Annotated in this window: 19 protein-coding genes, 1 tRNA gene and 4 pseudogenes; 14 read left to right on the top strand and 10 right to left on the bottom strand. The window is 68.7% G+C overall.

Annotation, left to right across the window (positions count from 1 at the left end; all coding sequences use genetic code 11):
* Nucleotides 1-284, bottom strand: a 284-nt coding sequence (locus ACIBLC_RS41540; protein ID WP_399216678.1) for a hypothetical protein, incomplete at its 3' end; no start/stop codon positions are given.
* Nucleotides 285-501: 217 nt separating this feature from the next.
* Here ACIBLC_RS41540 and ACIBLC_RS41535 point away from each other — a divergent pair.
* Complete coding sequence (locus ACIBLC_RS41535; protein WP_399216675.1) at nucleotides 502-885, top strand: hypothetical protein; 384 nt, start codon at nucleotides 502-504, stop codon at nucleotides 883-885.
* A gap of 518 nt (nucleotides 886-1403) precedes the next feature.
* Here the strand turns inward: ACIBLC_RS41535 and ACIBLC_RS41530 are convergent.
* Nucleotides 1404-1477 (bottom strand) — tRNA-Met (locus ACIBLC_RS41530).
* Entirely contained in the window at nucleotides 1439-1699 is a 261-nt protein-coding gene (locus tag ACIBLC_RS41525; RefSeq protein ID WP_399216677.1) for a hypothetical protein, read from the bottom strand. Before ACIBLC_RS41525 ends, ACIBLC_RS41530 begins: the two co-directional genes overlap by 39 nt.
* Before the next feature lie 221 nt (nucleotides 1700-1920).
* Between ACIBLC_RS41525 and ACIBLC_RS41520 the strand changes: the two genes are divergently transcribed.
* Together ACIBLC_RS41520 and ACIBLC_RS41515 are read left to right on the top strand one after the other, a co-directional pair.
* Nucleotides 1921-2100 (top strand): hypothetical protein, encoded by a 180-nt coding sequence (locus ACIBLC_RS41520; RefSeq protein WP_399216674.1) that lies wholly within the window; start codon nucleotides 1921-1923, stop codon nucleotides 2098-2100.
* Nucleotides 2101-2363: 263 nt separating this feature from the next.
* Nucleotides 2364-2805: pseudogene (locus ACIBLC_RS41515) on the top strand (hypothetical protein).
* Nucleotides 2806-3248: 443 nt separating this feature from the next.
* Here the strand turns inward: ACIBLC_RS41515 and ACIBLC_RS41510 are convergent.
* Together ACIBLC_RS41510 and ACIBLC_RS41505 are read right to left on the bottom strand one after the other, a co-directional pair.
* Nucleotides 3249-3563 (bottom strand): hypothetical protein, encoded by a 315-nt coding sequence (locus ACIBLC_RS41510; RefSeq protein WP_399216673.1) that lies wholly within the window; start codon nucleotides 3561-3563, stop codon nucleotides 3249-3251.
* A 71-nt stretch (nucleotides 3564-3634) separates the two neighbouring features.
* A complete protein-coding gene (locus ACIBLC_RS41505; RefSeq protein ID WP_399216676.1) occupies nucleotides 3635-4042 on the bottom strand; it encodes a helix-turn-helix domain-containing protein in 408 nt (135 codons plus the stop codon).
* 145 nt (nucleotides 4043-4187) lie between these two features.
* Here ACIBLC_RS41505 and ACIBLC_RS41500 point away from each other — a divergent pair, with 145 nt between their 5' ends.
* From ACIBLC_RS41500 to ACIBLC_RS41490, 3 genes and pseudogenes are all read left to right on the top strand, one after another.
* Nucleotides 4188-5048: an SDR family oxidoreductase gene (locus ACIBLC_RS41500; protein WP_399216672.1), complete on the top strand. Its 861-nt coding sequence runs from the start codon at nucleotides 4188-4190 to the stop codon at nucleotides 5046-5048.
* Between the two features lie 59 nt (nucleotides 5049-5107).
* Nucleotides 5108-5344 (top strand): hypothetical protein, encoded by a 237-nt coding sequence (locus ACIBLC_RS41495; RefSeq protein ID WP_399216671.1) that lies wholly within the window; start codon nucleotides 5108-5110, stop codon nucleotides 5342-5344.
* Nucleotides 5345-5672: 328 nt separating this feature from the next.
* Nucleotides 5673-6622: pseudogene (locus tag ACIBLC_RS41490) on the top strand (threonine/serine dehydratase).
* Nucleotides 6623-6733: 111 nt separating this feature from the next.
* Here ACIBLC_RS41490 and ACIBLC_RS41485 read toward each other — a convergent pair.
* The gene (locus tag ACIBLC_RS41485) at nucleotides 6734-8182 is read right to left on the bottom strand and encodes a WGR domain-containing protein (protein ID WP_399216670.1); all 1449 of its coding nucleotides are present in this window, start codon (nucleotides 8180-8182) and stop codon (nucleotides 6734-6736) included.
* Between the two features lie 567 nt (nucleotides 8183-8749).
* Here ACIBLC_RS41485 and ACIBLC_RS41480 point away from each other — a divergent pair.
* The 3 genes and pseudogenes from ACIBLC_RS41480 to ACIBLC_RS41470 all read left to right on the top strand — a co-directional run.
* Entirely contained in the window at nucleotides 8750-10189 is a 1440-nt protein-coding gene (locus ACIBLC_RS41480; protein WP_399216669.1) for an ankyrin repeat domain-containing protein, read from the top strand.
* A gap of 162 nt (nucleotides 10190-10351) precedes the next feature.
* Nucleotides 10352-10681 carry an antibiotic biosynthesis monooxygenase family protein gene (locus ACIBLC_RS41475; protein WP_399216668.1) on the top strand — a complete coding sequence of 110 codons (330 nt, stop codon included), beginning with the start codon at nucleotides 10352-10354 and terminating at the stop codon, nucleotides 10679-10681.
* Nucleotides 10682-11266: 585 nt separating this feature from the next.
* A pseudogene (locus ACIBLC_RS41470) lies at nucleotides 11267-11656 on the top strand (DapH/DapD/GlmU-related protein); the annotation flags it as partial.
* 224 nt (nucleotides 11657-11880) lie between these two features.
* On the opposite strand, the gene ACIBLC_RS41465 reads toward ACIBLC_RS41470, so the two are convergent.
* The 3 genes from ACIBLC_RS41465 to ACIBLC_RS41455 form a co-directional block, all read right to left on the bottom strand.
* Nucleotides 11881-12495 (bottom strand): hypothetical protein, encoded by a 615-nt coding sequence (locus ACIBLC_RS41465; RefSeq protein WP_399216667.1) that lies wholly within the window; start codon nucleotides 12493-12495, stop codon nucleotides 11881-11883.
* A 214-nt stretch (nucleotides 12496-12709) separates the two neighbouring features.
* Nucleotides 12710-13537 carry a sugar nucleotide-binding protein gene (locus tag ACIBLC_RS41460; RefSeq protein WP_399216666.1) on the bottom strand — a complete coding sequence of 276 codons (828 nt, stop codon included), beginning with the start codon at nucleotides 13535-13537 and terminating at the stop codon, nucleotides 12710-12712.
* A gap of 713 nt (nucleotides 13538-14250) precedes the next feature.
* Complete coding sequence (locus tag ACIBLC_RS41455) at nucleotides 14251-14379, bottom strand: hypothetical protein (RefSeq protein WP_399216665.1); 129 nt, start codon at nucleotides 14377-14379, stop codon at nucleotides 14251-14253.
* Nucleotides 14380-14459: 80 nt separating this feature from the next.
* Here ACIBLC_RS41455 and ACIBLC_RS41450 point away from each other — a divergent pair.
* From ACIBLC_RS41450 to ACIBLC_RS41430, 5 genes and pseudogenes are all read left to right on the top strand, one after another.
* Nucleotides 14460-14519 (top strand): annotated as a pseudogene (locus ACIBLC_RS41450) (DUF6420 family protein); the annotation flags it as partial.
* A 104-nt stretch (nucleotides 14520-14623) separates the two neighbouring features.
* Nucleotides 14624-14800: a DUF6420 family protein gene (locus ACIBLC_RS41445; RefSeq protein WP_399216664.1), complete on the top strand. Its 177-nt coding sequence runs from the start codon at nucleotides 14624-14626 to the stop codon at nucleotides 14798-14800.
* 72 nt (nucleotides 14801-14872) lie between these two features.
* A complete protein-coding gene (locus ACIBLC_RS41440) occupies nucleotides 14873-15019 on the top strand; it encodes a hypothetical protein (RefSeq protein ID WP_399216663.1) in 147 nt (48 codons plus the stop codon).
* 9 nt (nucleotides 15020-15028) lie between these two features.
* Nucleotides 15029-15235 (top strand): hypothetical protein, encoded by a 207-nt coding sequence (locus ACIBLC_RS41435; protein WP_399216662.1) that lies wholly within the window; start codon nucleotides 15029-15031, stop codon nucleotides 15233-15235.
* 328 nt (nucleotides 15236-15563) lie between these two features.
* A complete protein-coding gene (locus tag ACIBLC_RS41430; RefSeq protein WP_399216661.1) occupies nucleotides 15564-17468 on the top strand; it encodes a hypothetical protein in 1905 nt (634 codons plus the stop codon).
* Nucleotides 17469-17677: 209 nt separating this feature from the next.
* Here ACIBLC_RS41430 and ACIBLC_RS41425 read toward each other — a convergent pair.
* A partial coding sequence (locus ACIBLC_RS41425; RefSeq protein ID WP_399216660.1) for a transposase occupies nucleotides 17678-17913 on the bottom strand: 236 nt, incomplete at its 5' end.

Raw genomic sequence — 17913 nt, 5'->3', positions numbered from 1 at the left:
ACGGTGTGCGCGCAGGCCTCGTGGGAGTCCTCGAAGAACGCGAGGTCGACGAGGCCGGTGCCGTCCTCCAGGGTCACGAAGATGACCCTCTTGCCAGACGGGATCGGCGGCGCCTGGGTGGAGGCACGTACCCCGGCGACCAGGACCGTCTGCCCGGGGGGGCATGCCGCGCAGGTGCCGAACCTCTTAGCTCTGCGGCGCAGCGGATTCCGTACGGCCGTGGACCTGGCGGCCAGCCTCACCGCGGAGGCCGACCGGCGCACCCGCGACGTCTTCGGCCGCACCGGTGAGGCCCACCCTGACCACTACGCGCGAGCATGGCTCGCGGCGGCCGTCTACCTGGACTGCGTCGAAAGGGCCTTGGTGCGATCCACCTGGCAGCCGGAAACGTCCAGCAACTGATCGGGCACCCACGAAGCTCCTGGCGGACGGCTCCCATGGCCACCAGGAGCTTCGCGGGCTCGGCCTCTACCGACCGATGTGGTCAGGGAGACTGTGCTCATGCAGATCCCCGCCGAAGCCGTGGCCTCTACCGTGTTGATCGAGGTCGTACGGATCTCCGCCCTCCCGATCAGACAAGGCGCTCCGTACCCCGGCAGGGCGGTCGCCCACTGGTCCGGAAACGAAGCAGCCGACGCCCTGACCCTGATCGGGACCCTGCCCAGCGGCGAACAGCACCGCTGCGGGTTCTCACCGGGCTGGAGCATCCGCGCGTATGAGGGCTCCCTCCAATTGGCCCTGTTCGAGGCCGCGTTCTGCTTCAACTGCCACGAAATCCGCATGCACGGAACAGCCGTCACGCTGGCGCTGGCCACACAGTTCTTCGACGCGGACACTCCGCCGGCCCAAGCCCTCCTCGCCCTCTTCCGCGCGGCGACGCATTGACCCATTGCTGGCTGGTCAGAGACTGAGCACAACTTGACTGAGCCGTCGTCGTGGGTGGCGATGGTGTGGCCGGAGTCGTCGCCGACGGCCTGGATGCCACGGATGCTGTCGAGAGGACAGTCGTCCTTGTCTAGGCCGCCGCCGCGCTCGATGTTGTAACTTATCGCTGTGACCACGGGGTCCTGTGATTGAGGACTCCACCTGGCGGGACTCGCCAACTGAAGCGCTCATTTCGAAACCTGTCCGGCGACCGGCCACTGCCCCACAAGGGATCAGCGGTGTCCCGAACACGGCGCCAGTATCGCCCAGTACACCGCGCACCACCATGGCCGTACACCCGTACCGGCCCCAAGTGCGGTCGTGTGACGGCCACTTGGCTACGGTCCGGATGACGGCGAAGACCTCCCCGAGCTGCGCGAGGCATGACCAGGGGCAGCGCATCTTGACAGGCAGGAGTGGAGACCACCCCGGGAATGCGAGAGGGCCCGGATCGTGTGGACCCGGGCCCTCTTCAGCAGTAGCGGGGACAGGATTTGAACCTGCGACCTCTGGGTTATGAGCCCAGCGAGCTACCGAGCTGCTCCACCCCGCGTCGGTAGATCCCACGGTACGCCATCACAGCGAGGGCGGAGACCACCGTGTGCCGCGAGGCCTCTATAAGACGAAGCCGACGATGCGCCCCAACGGCGCACACGCCGATCGCCTCGGTCACAGCGGCCACGATTTCGACGGTGAGGCGGACGCGGTTGGCGGGGCTACCTCCCCACTGATCGGTGCGCTGGTCGGCGTTGGCTGGCCACCTGCGGTAGGCCACGCCCGCTTTCCGACAGATCCCGCCCGAGCCAGCGGCAACTCCCCCGCCCCCGACGGGTATCGCGGAAGAGGGTCGGGGTGGTACCGGGTCGGCACAGGCTCACTCGGCATGTCGCCTGTCGCCAAATGACAAGTCATCTGTCTCCGTGGGTCAAGCGGTCACCTCCCGTCGGCCCTACGTCTGGCAGCACCGCGGCGACGCGTTCGGCCTCCGGAGGGACCGTGCCACTGTCCATCGCCGGCGTGCCCCGCACCCTGACCGGCAAGAAGCTGGAGGTGCCCGTCAAACGCATCCTCCAGGGGGCCTCCGTCTCCAACGTCAGCAGCGTCGGCGCCGTCACCCACCCCGAGACCCTGGCCTGGTTCGCGGACTACGCGCGCCGTTCTGCGCCGAGCGAGTAAGCGTTCCGTCCGAGGGCCCCTCCGGGATACACCGGAGGGGCCCTTCGCCATGCCGTGACGGGCTGGGCATGGCTTGCGGCGCACGGCCGCGGCCCTCGACGCCCCGCATCCGGGCCTCCTCACCCAGAGGGCCAACGAAATCGGGCGGAGGCCGGAGCTTCTCGTTCACCCCCATGTTGTTCAGGAACAACATGGCCCACGGCCAACCTGGTTGCCGAGGCCCTGGTGCGCGGTGTGGCGGCTGGGCAGGCTAGTTTGCTCGGGTGAGTCTCCTTGATGATGTGGCCGAGCGCGACAGCTGGCGGTGCTGGGTGTGCGACGAACCGGTCGACCCCGACAAGTCGGTGAACGGACCCGCAGGGGCCCAGCGTTGACAGCCGGACCGCCGACCGCAAGGCCAAGGTCGCCGAGCGGCTCGCGCACCGCGGGTGCAACTCCCGCAAGGGCGCGGTCAAGGTGGTCATCGCCTGGCCGGATCGCCTGTACGTGGTCGAACCCGCACCGCTGATCACTGTTGCCGCGAGGCTGGAGCGCAAGGGAGGCCGCGAGATGGTGGGCCGTTGTCCGACCAGGCAGGACGCTCAGGAAGCGGCGGATTGGCTGGTGGACCGGTTCTCCCGACTGGCGCCGGGGCTGCCGGTGACCGCCGGCATCGAGGCGGGCGGCGGCCAGTTCCTCGTCAGCCTGGCCACCGGCCGCCGCTGACCGGGGATCACCAAGGCACACTCGCGTCGAGGTGAACCGTCGGCACACATCGACCTGTCCGGGCACGAGCTGACCCACGGGCGCGTGGCTGGATGACGGGCGGCCGCCCGGGTCACCAGGGGCGGGGCCGGGCCGCTCGCGCGGTGGTGGCCAACGGCTCTCAGTAGCGGCTGGCGGGCCTGCCCGTGCCGCACGTCATGACTGTCGCGAACGGCATTGCCATCCAGGCCTCGGGCGGAGCCACCCACGACGAACTGGAGCAGGTGGCCGCTGCTGCCCTGCGAAACTGGCCGCTCTGCTAGGCAGCGCCCAGCGTCGGTCCGAACCACTCGTAATGCAGCCAGGTCCAGGTAGGGCCGTGGCACGCACCGCGAAGAGAGAAAGCGCAGGTTGGCCGACCCGCGTCAACTGCGTCTCAGCGCATCGGTCGGCTTCAGCTCCGCTCACCGAACCTGCGGAGCCAGTTGCTGGAGGCCGACGGTGGCCAGGAGGTCGAGTTTGCTGCGTGCGTCGGTTCCGGGGTGCGGTGTGTACACCACGACCCCAAGGTCCGTTCCCTGCGTGATGAGCGTGTCCGAGTCGAGGTCGACGTCTCCGACCTGCGGGTGCTCGACGACCTTGTGTCCGCTCTGATGTTGGGCCACCGACCGCAGTGCCCATCGTTCCCGGAACTTTGGGCTGCGATCCAGTCGGGTGACCAGGGCATCGACGTCCGGATCGTGCGGGTAACGGCTGGAGGTGGTGCACAGGTCCGCCACGAGAGAGTCCTCGAAAGTGGCCAGTTCGGCCGGGGTGTAGCGGATGCCGATCGGCGTGCCCTCGAACTGTCTCAGCAGCAGGTCCGGTTATCGGCGTCAAGCGCGGTGGGATCACCGAAAGTGGCCGCGAACAACGGGTTCCAGTGCAGTAGTTGCCAGGTCGCGTCGTACGCCGATAGAGGGTGGTCGGTGAGCCGGTCAAGGATCCGGTACACGCTTCCCGGGATCAGTCGCGGTACGCGGTGCGGGTCCGCGGCGTGGCCGGCCAGGCGCATGAAATGGGCCTGCTCCTCGTCGGACAGATGCAGGGCACGGCCCAGAGACAGACACACTTGCGCCGACGGGTTCGAGGTCCGGCCCTGCTCGAGCCGGACCACGTACTCGATCGAGATGCCGGCCAGGACCGCCAGCTCTTCGCGCCGCAGGCCGGGAGCCCGGCGCGGCGCGTTGAGTGTGAGGCCCGCTGCGGTGGGATCCAGCCGTTCGCGCCAGGCCCGTAGTGCGGCGCGCCGAGGTCATCCATGCCACCAGTCTGCCGTGGCGGCGATCTCCGTGCCTGGTACCAGTCCTACCAGGACGATCCGTAGCTGCCACCGTCTCGCCGCGCACCGCATCGTAAAAACCATGACCAAGTCAACAGAGTCCGCTGAGCTGGTGGTGGTGACCGGCGCGTCCACAGGTATCGGACGAGCCACCGCGCAGCGCCTGGTCGCCGACGGCTTCCACGTCCTGGCCGGTGTACGCCGACAGGCCAACGCCGAGCAGTTGGCGGCCGACAACATCGAGCCGCTCATTCTCGACATCACCAATGAGGCCCAGGTGGCCGCGCTGGCCGACCGGGTCGCACAGGACCCCGCGCGGCGGCTGCTGCTGCGGGCGGTGGTCAACAACGCCGGCATCGCGGTCAACGGCCCCGTGGAAACGGTGCCCCTCAGCGAGTGGCGGCGACAGTTCGAGGTCAGTTTCCTCGGGCAGATCGCGGTGACCCAGGCACTGTTGCCGGCGTTGTTCGCCCACGGCGGCCGCGTCATCAACATCAGTTCGGTGGGTGGCAAGGTCACCATGCCGAGCTTCGGCCCGTACGCCGCGTCGAAGTTCGCGATGGAGGCCGTCAGCGACGCGCTGCGCCGCGAGGTGGAGGGGTTCGATGTCAAGGTGGTCGTCATCGTTCCGGGTGCTGTGCGAACCAACCTGACCGAGCGGGGCCTTGCGACGGCCCACCGGCTGGCAGAGGCCATGACCCCCGAACAGCACACCCGTTACGACCGGTTGATGGAGGCCTACGAGGCTCTGGTCAACTCCTGGGCCCGAGACGGCGTCGAAGCCGAACGCGCAGCAGGGGTGATTTCCCGGGCGATCACCGCCCGCAAGCCGCGCACCCGCTACACAGTCGGCCGCGACGCCGCCGTGATGGTCCGCCTCAGTCGGATCGTCCCCGACCGCCTCCTCGACCGCATGCTGCGCCGGGAGATGCACCTGAACTGACGCGGCCGATCACCGGCTCCTCGGACGACTTGACCACCTCAGCAACATAATGCGCTTCGATGGCGGAACTCACCACGGTCCCCGTCCAGCAATTGATCGGGGGCAAGGAAGACGGCAAGCTGCTGCGAGGGACGATGTGGGAGGTCGACGGCGCGGCGCGTCCTGACTGCGCTCGCAGAACGTCGTCCTCGAGCAGGCCGGAGGGCTCCGGCTGCCATCCGAGGGCATCGCGAGTACGGGCGCTGGACGCCGACTGGTCCATGGCGAAGATCGGGCCGAACGGACCCAAGTTCTGACTCGGAAAACATTCAGCCTTGACGGCCCGTTCGAGGCGGACCTTCGAGGACCGGCTCAAAAGGTTGCTGACCGTGCCGATGGCTGTCGCAGTGATCTGCCCGATGTTCGGCGGGAGTTGGTCGAGCCAGTCCCGACCGCCCGACAGAACTCCGCGGTGGCCACGGTCCGGACACCAGGACTTCGGCATGATCGTCGGTATCCGAACATTACGCGGCTGGAGGGCGGTACGAACTAACCCAAACCATGGTCAACCGTCTCAGACGGCTGGCTCCGGGGATCGGTAGGGCCTCTCGCCTCGGAGTAGGGACCCGGGGTACGTTGCCGGTCATGCTCACGACGCGCCTCGATCTTGCCCGGATACGCGCGGCCCGTGGGGCTATCGACCCGGTCTTTTTGGATACTCCGCTGTACCGGTGCGACGCGTTGGGACGCGAACTTGGCTGCGCAGTGAGCATCAAGCTGGAAACCGCGAATCCGGTGCGCAGCTTCAGGGGCCGGGGCACCGAACTCGCCGCCGGCCTGCTGACCGACGAGGGCAGCAGACCCGTGGTGTGCGCCAGCGCCGGCAACCTTGGCCTGGCACTCGGATGGTCAGGTCGCCGCCGTGGCCTCGACGTCACGGTCGTGGCATCACACGCGGCGCCCCCTGCAGAGCTCGACCGGATTCGCGCGCTGGGTGCGAAGTTGGAGCTGGTCGACGGCGACATCGAGGTGGCCCGCGAGCGCGCCGTGAGCATCGCGCGACAACGCGGCGTCCATCTGGTCGAAGACAGCCTCGACATCGGAACCTGCGAGGGCGCGGCGACCATCGGCCTGGAGCTGGCAGCCGGGGCGCCCTCCTTCGACACTGTCCTGATAGCGCTGGGCGCCGGCGCGATGGCCACCGGCGTGGGCTACGTCCTGAAGTCTCTTTCGCCGGATGTCGAGGTGATCTGCGTACAGCCCCTCGGCGCACCCGCGATGACCCGCTCCTGGCGCCGGCGCCAGGTCGTCACGACCGGCCCGACGGACACCATCGCCGACGGTGTCGCCGGCCGGTATCCCATCCCCGACGTCCTGGACGATCTCCTGGTGGTGGCCGACGACGCCGTCCTGGTCCGCGAGGCGTCCATCGTCGCGGGCCTGCGGATGCTTCTGGAGTGCGCGGGCCTGGTCGTCGACCATCGGCGGCCCTCGGCGTCGCAGCCGTCCTGGAAGGCCGTGACCGCTTCGCCGGCCGCCACGTGGCCACCATCATCTGCGGAAGCAACGTCGACCTGGACGCCTACCACCGCTAGGTCCGTACGTGAGTGTCCCCGGACGGCAGGTGAGTCACGCACGCGCGAGCGCCGCCAATTGTTCGGAGAACTCGGCCTGAACGCGGCCGAGTTCGCACACGCCGCTCGGCGTCACTGCAGGCGGCGGATGTCTCCGCGGACGCGGTAGAAGCCGCCCGCTGCCGGGTGCAGGGCATCGACGACGTAGCGGGCTCCCGGCTCTCGTATCGTGCGCGGGAACTGGACGTTCCAGGTCGGTTCGTAGCCCTCGGACACCACGTGGACACGCAGGCGACCGGGTGTCTGGACGCACTCGACGACGATCGCTCCGGCGGGGGCCCGGGAGACGGTCGCCATCGCGGCCGCGGCCTCGGCCGGTGCGTAGGTGGGCAGGGTCGCGGCGAGTTTGACGTCCCGCGCCACCGGGACCGTGCCCTGCTGCGCCGCCGAGATGGCGGCTTCGCTCGCGTCCACGCACACCAGCGAGCCGTTCGTGGTCACCAAGTACAGCCGTTCGTCGCGGTATTGCATCGACAGAGCCGAGCCGCCGCCCGTGCCGAGCTTCCACAGGCGGGTGCCGTCCCGGTCGAAGCAGTAGACCGACGAGGACGCGTCACCCGCGAAGACGAACCGGCCGCCGGGCGAGGTGGCGCACGAGTAGACCGCGCTGTCGCAGGCGTAGGTGGCCTCGACCCTGCCGGTCGCCTTCGACAGCCGCTGGACCGCGCGGTGCGCGGTTCCCGCGTACACGGCGTCCTGCTCCTGCCAGCCGAACAGGACACCGCCACGAGTGGGCGTGTGCCACAACTCGCCGCTTCCGTCGGGCGCGTAGGCGGTCACCCCGCTCTGGTGTCCGTGGTAGACGGCCAGGTCGTCGGCGCGGACCATCCAGCCGTGCTCGCCCTGGCTGCGGCGGGCCCACTGGTGCTCGTCCTCGTGGTCGATGACGGTGAGCCTGCCGTCGCGGTCCGAGACGTTCAGGACGCCCTCGTGGATGTCCAGCCAGAATATGTCGACGTCCGCCGCGACGTCGTACGCCGCGAACGGCAGCTTCGAGGACAGGTCGTAGACCCGGCCGTCGTCGCAGCCCGCGTAGATCCAGAAGTCGTCGGCAACAAGACACTTCACGCCGTCCGGCAGGCTGAAGCGGGCAAGTACGCCGCCGTCGTGGTCCAGGGTGAAGACGTCGCCGGCCTGGTTGCCGACCCAGCACTGGTCGTCGTCGACGTGAATGCCGAACGCCGAGGACCCGGTACGAAAGCGCCACAGCACGGGGGCCACGGCGCGCGCGGTGGAGGGCGCCGAGGCCACCTGCCGCCGGGTCACCGCGCGCGGCGCACGCTGTCCGGCGACTGCTGGGACGTACCCCTTGCGGACCTTCTCCCCCACCTTCTTCGCTGCGGCAGAGCGCGCCTTGTCCCCTGTGGGGAATGTCGTCGTCTGCGTCTGTCCCGCGGCGCCGATCCGCCCGTAGCGCACCGTCACCACCGGGCCGTCGACGGCCACTTCGTAGAACTTGTGTGCGGCGCCATCCTCCTGCGACAGCTCCAGATACGTCGTCGACGCGGACCCGGTAAACATGGCAGACCCCTCCCCAGGGCGGGCCCGCGGCCTCTCCGGCGGGTCCCACTGCTCACACCGTAGGGAGAGCCACTGACATTCACGTGCCGGTGCTCCGGTCGCCCCGTCCTGCGACTTTCCCAAATGTACGACACATGGTCGGGCTGGTCGACATTGGCGGCTGCCTGTCGGCCGACGTCGATCAGTTCGCCGATCCGGCCCGTGCACCGGGAACTCCCGGGCGCTGTCAGTGCGGTGTGCGACGCTCGACACATGGGCTTCTTTGATGATCTTGTTCTTTCGGAGGAACCGGCCTCGGAGCGGGCGGTGTTATGCCGGTTACAACCGCCGGGAGAGGACGAAGGGAAGTACGCGCCGCCCGTCGACCGCTTCGTGCCCGCACCGTTGCCACAGCGTGAAGTGGTCGGTGACGGTCCGGAAACCCGGGTAGTGCTGACGGGATGGTCCGTGTGGCCGCGGTCGGTCACCATGCATCTGGCGGTCTTCCGCACAACCCGTCGGCAGGGCGCGGATGCGAGAAGGCAGTCCGGACTCCGAGTGGGTCTGCTGTTCTCCGACGGTCGGCGGGTGACCTCGCTGGACGGCACGGTGGTACGGAGGATCACGTACACGGGCCCGCAGGGACGGCCGAGCGAGGCGGCGACGGAGCAAGCGGTCGGTCTGATCCCGCTGGATCCGGGCTTGCACCACTCCCGCAGGTCCCTGTTCAAGACCGACGTCGACCTGTATCTGGCAGAACTGCCGCCCCCTGGGGACGCGCAGTTGGTAGTCGAGTGGCCGGACGAGAACATAGCCGAGGTCCGCACCCCGATCGATGTGGCAGCCCTCCACGCCGCGTCCCACCGGGCGATCGAGATCTGGCCGGGACTTGAGCCGCCGGACCAGGCGGCGCAACCTGGTGCGTTCGGGACCATGGAGATGAGCGGACCGCCGACGTTCTTGGCGCCGCCGCTGACTCGGCACCAGCGCGAGGCGCTACGGCGCGAGGAGGAGGCCCGACAGCGCTATGTGCCGCAGGCCGACTGGCAGCAGATGGGCTACCGGGGCTGGGGGGACTCGGCCCTGGTACGGGCCCGGCTGGAGGGAGGCGCGGCGCCCGATGCCGTCATTGGATGGCACGGCACCACCCCGCTGCACCTGGTGGCGGAGCAGGGTGCTGCGGAAGCGGTGACGGCACTCCTGTCGCACAACGTGGACATCGACGTACGCGACGACGACGAGCACACACCGCTGTGGTACGCCGTCCACAGCATGGACGAGGCCACTGTCCGTACGCTGATCGATGCCGGAGCAGATGTGTGGACACCGCAATCAGGGCCCTGGTCGCCGGGCCGTCTGTTGTTGACCACGTCGTTCGCGCCCCTCGTTCAAGGCCTGCCGGAGGCGGTGGAGTTGCCTCCTGAGGAGGTCGCAGCGCAGCAGGCGGCGGACGCCCTCATCGCGGCGTTCGGTGCGGGACCGTCGTGGACCGAGGGGCTCGGTGTCTGCTTCGTACAGGGCCTGAGCGAGGACGAGTTGATCCGGCGGATCGGTGCCGATCCCGCGCAGTGCCCGGAGGCCGATCTCGAAGACGCGCCCTTCGACCCGGCGGACTACGACGAGTCCCTGCGCTACGTGGGCGTGAGGAACGTGGACGGCGCCCCCGCCGGCTGCGTGATCACACAGAACGGCTACATGCCGAGCGACAACGCCGTGCTGCAGGCGATATCGGTGGGCACCACCGCCTACGGGGTGTACTTCAACCCCAAGGGCGGGAAATTCGGCACGCTGGCCCGCGACGGCGAAGTCGTCGCGTCGGAGGAGATCGGCCTCTCGCCTCACGAGTCGGACCCGACCGCCTACTGGAACTTCCGTTTCTGGCAGCGAGGCCGCACGTTCACCCGTGACGCCTCCATCCTCGCCTACTCCTGCGCCGCGGCCGGTCTGAGGATCAGTGACATCCAGGACGCGGCCGATCATCGCGCCCCGCGCCGCTGGGTGGCACTGCCTCCGCGACTTCAGCGCTGAGAACCTGGGGCACACTGCGGGCCAGGCCGCCGCTCCGATTGCCATCGCGCTGTCATGTGTCTCGAAGAGTCGCACCTCGCCGTGGCCTGCGGCTCGGGCCGTCGCGACGATGAGGGAGGTGCGTGACGAGGGCGCGTGGGTGGCGTACGGCAGGATGGGGCCATGAGCGTAGTCAAGATCAACGTACTGGCCGTTCCCGCCGAGCAGCGGGAGACACTGGAGCGGCGCTTCGCCTCCCGAGCCCATGCCGTGGAGAACTCGGACGGGTTCGAGTGGTTCGAACTGCTGCGGCCGGTCGAAGGCACCGACAGCTATCTCGTCTACACGCGGTGGCGTGACGAGGAGTCCTTCAAGGCGTGGGTGGAAGGGCCCATGAAGGCGGCACACCAGGGCGGCGGCGCGGAGGGCGGCGGGCAGCCCCGTCCTGCGGCCAGCGGTTCCACTCTGTGGTCCTTCGAGGTCGTGCAGCAGGCGGCACCGGTCGGCGAGTAATCCCGTGCGGCCGTGCGCGGCCGCCATTGCCTGCTGGTGTTCTCGCGGGCCGTGAGCGTACGGGGCTCGCGGCCGCGGGAGTAGACGCCGCCGACACTCCTGGCATCCTGGATCACTACCGTCGTCGGAGAGAAGGAGCAGCGCAGCATGGCGTCTGGCGCCGTCGATCGTGATTCGCACGTGCGGTTCGTGCGGGACGTGGTGCGCACCTGGGTCCTCGAGTCCGGCGGTGATCGGGGGCGGGAACTCCCCCGTGAGGACCAGTTGATGACGGGCTTCGGTGTTCACCGGTCGGTGGTGCACATCGCTGTGTCAGCCACTCCCCGGCGTACAACCGCAGAAGGCGGCGGTGCACGGTCCGGGCAGAATCTTGCAGCCATGCGCCTTCGCGGCGCACGTAGGCTCTCGGTGCGCGGTTGACGGAGAGCGCGTCACGCCTGTGCTCGAGGGCTCGATGAGGCTCGATGAACGGAGTGTTCTGCTGTGTCGCAAGCTCATGAGGAGGAAGTCCTGGCCCGGATCGGCAAGGGTCTTGTCTACACCGAGTCGAAATAAGCCTTCCAGGCTCCTCGACGCCGCGCCGAGCAGATCTTCGAGTACAACCACACCCCGCCGAGCGAGACGGAAAAGCGCCGGTCGCTGCTCGTCGCGATCTTCGGATCGGTCGGAGAACGCACGGTGCTGCTGCCGCCGTTTCACGCCGGGTTCGGAAGCAACGTCCACGTCGGTGACGACTTCTTCGGAAACGTGAACCTCACGTTCGTCGATGACGTCGACATCCGTGTAGGCAACGATGTCATGATCGCCCCCAGCGTGACCCTGACCACGACGGGACACCCGGTGCACCCCTCGCGGCGCGTGGACTACGCGCGGTTCTCGGAACCGATCGTCATCGAGGACAAGGTGTGGATCGGCAGCAACGTGGTCGTCCTCCCGGGCGTCCGTATCGGATACGGATCGGTCATCGGCGCCGGCAGTGTCGTCAGCCGCAGCATTCCCCCCATGACCGTCGCGGTCGGGACCCCTTGCCGTGTACTGCGCCCCATCAGGGCCTCAGGGTGTTGCTACGCCGCCCGCCGAGGGGCCACGGGCGAGGAAGCGGACCGCCGTATGGCGAGGGCGGCCTCTGGACCTGCGTGGGAATCCCATCACGGAGACGAGGGTGAGGGGCCAGTCGCGGGCAGCGTCCGGAAACGGTCTCAGCGAGCCGCAGGAAGGCTCTGGACCTGGTTCGCCACCTCGTCGAGCGCGTCCCTGGCCATGTCGAGAAAAACCCTGCGCTGCGCGATCAACTCCATGCCAGCTTCGTGGACAGCGCCGCCATCATCGGGGGTGCCGTCCGCTGCGGCTGCCTCCGCGTACGCTCGCACGTCCAGGACCAGGGACGACATCTGGTCGACAAGCCCCTGTGCCGCCGTAGCGATCGTCTCGGGGCCCTCCAGAATCACCACGATCCCAGCGGTCTCAGCATCCTTGAACTTCACTCTGATCGCGGCGATCCGTGCTTCGTCGAGCGGCACCGACGAGCGCCCGACCTGCAGTTCGCGGAAGAGCGACTGGTTGTCTCGGTCAACGGCACCCAGTGCTTCGAGGAAGGCGACATAGGCAGCCTGCCGGCGTTCACGGCGCCAGCGCTGATGCTCGACGCGCAACTCAGTCAGCTGGACCCGGTTCTGAGACTCCTCTTGCCGTATGTACTGACGCTCCAGGGCGGCGGCCGTTCGCTGTTCCGTACGAGCTGCGACGAAGGCGGCGAGCGCGGCACCCATGATGGTGCCCAGCACACCCACGACTGATACGACGATGGCGGTCATGCCGACGTACTTTCCCCACGCCTCTACCCGCGCACCCGAGACAGTGTCGAGGCTGCGGATCGGCACGAGGGACGGGCACCGTCTCGCCGGCAATGGTGACGTCCGAACTCGCCGACCTGATCCCGACCGGCCTTTCACCTGCGGCGGCTTGCGCCGTGCGCGCTCCATCGGAGGTCCGGCGGAACGTGGGTGGACGCGGCGCCTGGAGGGAGCGTCACGCTCCCGCGGCGAGGAACTGGCGGGCGCCGCGCAGCGTGGTGCGCAGCCTGCGCTGGGTCGCACAGCTGTCGAGGCGTACGTCGAGCGCGCCGGGAAGCGCGCTGTGGGCCCGCAAGCCCGCGGGCAGCCGGGAGGCGTCGAGCCCGTCCCGCTCGGCGATGAGGACACCCAAGTCGTGACGGCTCACGGCGTCTGCTCCGGCGAGGTGCTGAACCCCGTGCGTGTCGCCGAAGCCGAGCTCCAGCAGGGCTGCAGCCAGGTCAGCGACATGCACCGGGCAGCGGATGTCGTCGGTGAACAGCACCCCGTTCCGGGTGCCGGCAGCAAGTTCGTGCACCGCCCGTACGTGCACGGACCGCTGGTCGCCGATGATCAGTGAGGTGCGTGCGATGACGGCGTCTGGGTGCACGAATCGGATGGCTGTCTCGGCCGCGGCCTTCGCCGCGCCGTAAGGCGTGACCGGGTCGGGAAGATCGGCTTCGTCGTAGGTGATTCGAACGCCGGAGAACACCGCGTCGCTGGACACGTGGACGAAGCGGCTGCCGTGCTGTGCCGTAGCCATCGCCAGGCGGACCGGACCTTCGGCCGTAACCGCCCAGTCCGCATTGCCGCTCGTGGCGTTGACGACAAGGTGCGGGGCAGTCTCGGCGACGACTGCGTCAACACGCTCGGGGTCTCGAAGATCGAGGACGTGCCATGTCGCCCCGGGGGTGCTGACGGGCCTGGTCGTGAAGGTAGCGGCCGTCGTACGGCCAGCCGCTACCGCCTGGCGCACTAGCTCGGCGCCCAGAAAACCGCTGCCGCCGATGATCAGGACCGTCATGGCGAGACACGGTAGAGCATCCTCGCGCCGCTCGGCGCCGCCTGCCCCTCGGGGTTGTGCGGCGGACGGATGTGGGTGGGGCGAACAGCGCCTCGGCCTGGGTCCCGAGCCGACCCTAGTGTCCTGCGCCAGTAGTTGGTCGTTAGTTGGTGTGTGACTTCTGCTGCTGGTGCGTCAGTTCCTCGTCGGGGCCCCAAGTTGGTGCCGTTGCTGCTGTCCGCTGAGGAGCGTCTCAGAGGAACACCCGGGCTGGAGCCTGATGGAGGTAGGGGGAGCCCACGCCGGACCGAGTCGCAGGATCGAAGGACTCCACGAAGATCTCCAGCCATTGATCCGATCGGGCAGGATGGCGGAATGCCTGTTGATGAACCATGGGAGCAACTGCGATCTCGACTGCGGATCGGCGAATGCTTGACCGGGACCGTCGTACGCGTTCTCAAGCCCGGTGCCATCGGCATTTTCATTGATCTGGGGTTCTCTGCAGGCGGCTTCGTCGATGTACTCCTCCTCCCACGTGACCCAGCCCGATGGCCGGCCGAGGGGACCGTGACCGACTTCGAGATCTGGTGGATGGACGAGCGCCCACAGATTCGGCTCAAGCCGGTCGAGTCGGCATACCTGCTGGAGGACTTCGACTGCTGGGTCGCCCGGCAGAACAGCGTCGCAGCCAAGCATTGGCTGCAGAGGCTGGCGAGAGGCGCCAGGACGTGTGATCACCCGAGCGCATTTTCTCCGGCTTCGCCCTGGTTAGTTTGCTCTCGCAGTCGTTCGACCTGCTGTTTCTTGGTGGCGATGCGCCGCAGGCTCTCCTGCAGTCCGGCGACTTCGCCGGGCCACTGCATCCGCTGGGCTTCCCCGAGGCGTTTGCGGGTGTTGGTCTCGATCTCCAGACGTCGGACGGCTCACCATCCGCCCGCCCAAGATGCCCGCCCACATCCCGATCACGCGGGACCATCTGGGCTGCCCCGCGCAGCTCACCGACGAGAAGAACGCCGCCTTCAAGCGTCTCGCCCTGGCCGCAGAGGGCCACTGCGTGCATCCCCTCCGCGTACGCGGTGCGGGCATCGCGTCGCGTACGCGGAGGGGGTGCTGCGCATCTTCGAGGTGCGCACCGCGGATATCGCGCTCACCGCGTTCGTGCGCGCAGCCCTCGCGGTCGAGCTGGGCGACTTCACGCCCGCGGACCGGCTACTGCATGAGACGGAAGCGCTGGCTGGGCCTGTTCGTCAGGGGAGTGAGGGGCACCGGGCCGATGGCGTCTAGGCGCCACGTGAAAGCGGGCCGGGTGCCGGGTCCTTGGGGCGCGCGCGGCCGCGAACCGGTCGCCTCACGCGGGTGTTGCCGGAGCACTACCGGGCGGGCGGCGTCGTCGCCCACACTCACCGCGACGAGGTCGGCGGTGTCCTGGACAGCATGGTGAAACGCGCAGTGGGCGAGCCGCTGTTTCTCTTCCTGGACCTGTGCGGCCTCGCGCTGCCCTAGGAACGGTTCGTGGACGTGCTGGCGCGCAAACGGCCGCAGAAGCGGCCGGCGACCGAGCTGCTGATGAACTTCAGCATGATGGCCGTGTGGCGCCTGGGCGGTCATGTCCGCTCACCGAAGGACAACGAGAAGTCGCTGCAGCGCTTCGACGACGCGTGCGGCGTTGACAGTGCCGGGCGCCGGGAGCGCCCGGAGGTGTCCGCTGGCCTTCTCTGAGCCGACCGACGCGGTCATGCTGTGCTTGACCGTGCGCCAGCCCGGTTCGGAAGCTCCTACATCAACGCTGGATGTCGCGGGGGATGGGGCGAAAGTCCATGACGCTCCTTATATGCCCTCGTCGGATCCGGGACGGTCATCGTGGCAGGTGCTTCGAGACGGCCCTCAATCTGCCGTCGCTACAGCGGCGGTACTCCCGTCCCTGGGGGCCGGGGGCTCACCCCTTCGAACAGCCTAGCCACCACCGAAAGCGGATATCGCCCAAGTTCAAGCCAAAGCGCTTGCCATGAAAAGCGCTTCCGCTTTCACCGGGTGTACGGTGGATGACATGACGTCACTTTCCTCCCGCGGCCCGGACCGTGACCGCGACAACCAGGGAAACCGCTACACCCTTGCGCAGTTCGCCCGCAGGGTGGGCATCTCCGAGAGCTACGCGCGCACCCTGCTGGCCAAGCACGACCGGCTGCCGAAAGCGGACGGCACCGATGCCGACCGCAAACCGTGGTGGAGGCCGGACACCATAGACCGCTGGTGCCAGGACACCGGCCGGGCTCTGCCCGACGACGCCGCCCCGCTGTATCGGCGGCCCGCAGCGTCCGCCCCGGCGCCCGTCACCTTCGACGATGACGTACTGCTCCCCGGCAGCCGGCGCACCGGCAAGCAGGTGCCCGTCCGCGTCACCCTGTACGAGACCGACCACGGGCCCGTCGTATGGGTCCAGCGCTACACCAGTCTCGAGTACTACGTTGACGACCGGAGCCGGGCCGCGCGCGCGGCCGCGTACGTGCTGCCGCCGGCCCTCTGGCGCGACGCCGTCATCCTCGTCCCGGACGAACTGTCCTTCCGCGACCGGGAAGACTGGATGACACCCGACGTGGACGCCTACCGCCTTGACCCGCCCGAGGGCGCCGGCCCGGAGCAACTGCCCCGGTGGGTACCGAAGTTCATCAAGCCCCGTACCGAGGGACCCGACCGGACGCCCGCCGACCCGGCGACCGTCCCCGTCCGGGAAGCCGGACTGCCCGACGTCGACGTCGTCGCCCGCGTCGTGGGCCACGACCTGCCCCTGTGGTGGCGCGGGACCTGCACACCCGACGCCGTACGCCGCGCCCGCACCATGGGAGAGGGCGCTCTCTTCAACGTGGCCGACTCGACCACCAAGTGGCCCGAGCACCGCACGTGGATCCTCGCCGCGTGCGAGCACAAGATGTACGAGGCGTTCCCGCAGGCCTGGACGGTGCTGGCCAAGGACACCCTCGACGCCTTCGACCAGGCCCGCACCCAAATCACCCAGGCGACGGGGCGGGGCTCGGGCTGGTACGCGCCGGCCTCCCCAGCCGCGCCGGACTGGCCGGCCACGGTGGAGACCACCGTCCGGGCCGCCGCCGCGCGCCAGCTGCAGCCCGGCTACGCGGCTGCGGAACTCCACGAAGTCCGCAACGCCGAGGCTCAGGAGCCGTGGGACTCCGCATACGGCGAGGCGCTGTGGGAGGCCGCCCGCTCCCTGGCCGGCCACCTGGTGCACTATTCGCCCGAGGACGTCTTCACCGCCGTCAACCGTGAGCTGATCGCCACGGCAGGCCCGGTTGCCCAGGACTACCGGGCCCAACTGACCCCGCTGCCCGAGGACTTCGTCGAGGAACTGCGGAACCGGCCGACCCGACGGCTGATGCGGCTGCTGACCAAGGAGACGCACCTGCCGACGCTCAAGCACTACGGCTTCCTCGATGATGCCCTCAAAGATCTTGCACAGCTTTTCACAGACCCGGGCGGACGCTGGGTCGCTGAGTTCAAGCCGGGCCACAGCCACTTCGACGACGCCGAGCACCCCGACCTCGCCGTCGAATGGCCCACCGGAAAGCCGCCGGCCGGATGGGGCGAGCAGACCGTCATCGCCGGCGACAAAGCCAGCGACGGCGTCTTCGCCCTGACTCCCACCCCGGACGGAGGCCTGCGCATCGACCCCCTGCCGTCCTCCGGCGGCGCCACCGAATACACCTGGGGTTACCCAGGCACAGGCCCCGGTCAGCTGTACGACGCCCTCACGGCCGCGACCCTCGACACCTGGGAGGACACCTCTCAGTGGCTCAATCAGTTCTTCGGGCGCCGCTCACACGCCAGCGGTCTGTGGAAGGCCATCCAGGACGCCAAGCAGCACGGCCCCATCCGCCTGCACTGGCCGGAGATCGTGGAGTGGACCCGCGAAGACCAGGCGGCTGCGACCGGACGGTGATGCCGCAGGATCGGCAGACCGGGACGGTGGACGACTGTGCCCGCAGGGAAAACCTGCGGGCACAGTCGTCGGGCTTCCAATCGGTCAAGACGCCGGCCATGGAAGTGATGCGGCCGAAGGCGCTCTGTCGGCCCACCGCGCCCGGCAGGCATACTCCTCAGTCTCTGACCAGGTGCAACGAGAAGGGGGACGTTGGTGCTTAAGTGGCCCTAACAAAGCCTCTGGACGTGCCGGTGGGTGATCAGACAGACGGCAAGTCCGAGGAAGGCCTCGTGTATGTCGTCACGTCGTTCCCAGCGGATCCGTAAGCGGCGGAAGCCGTGCAGCCAGGAGATCGTCCGCTCAACGACCCAGCGGAAGGTGCCCAGTCCCGTTCCGTGCGGCTGGCCACGCTCGGCGATCGCGGGCGTGATGCCGCGTTGCCGCAAGAGCCGTCGGTACTTGT

Origin of the sequence: Streptomyces sp. NPDC050535 (assembly GCF_044457665.1) — a bacterium.
Lineage (GTDB): Bacteria > Actinomycetota > Actinomycetes > Streptomycetales > Streptomycetaceae > Streptomyces.
This window is presented reverse-complemented; position numbering and strand designations above follow the sequence as displayed.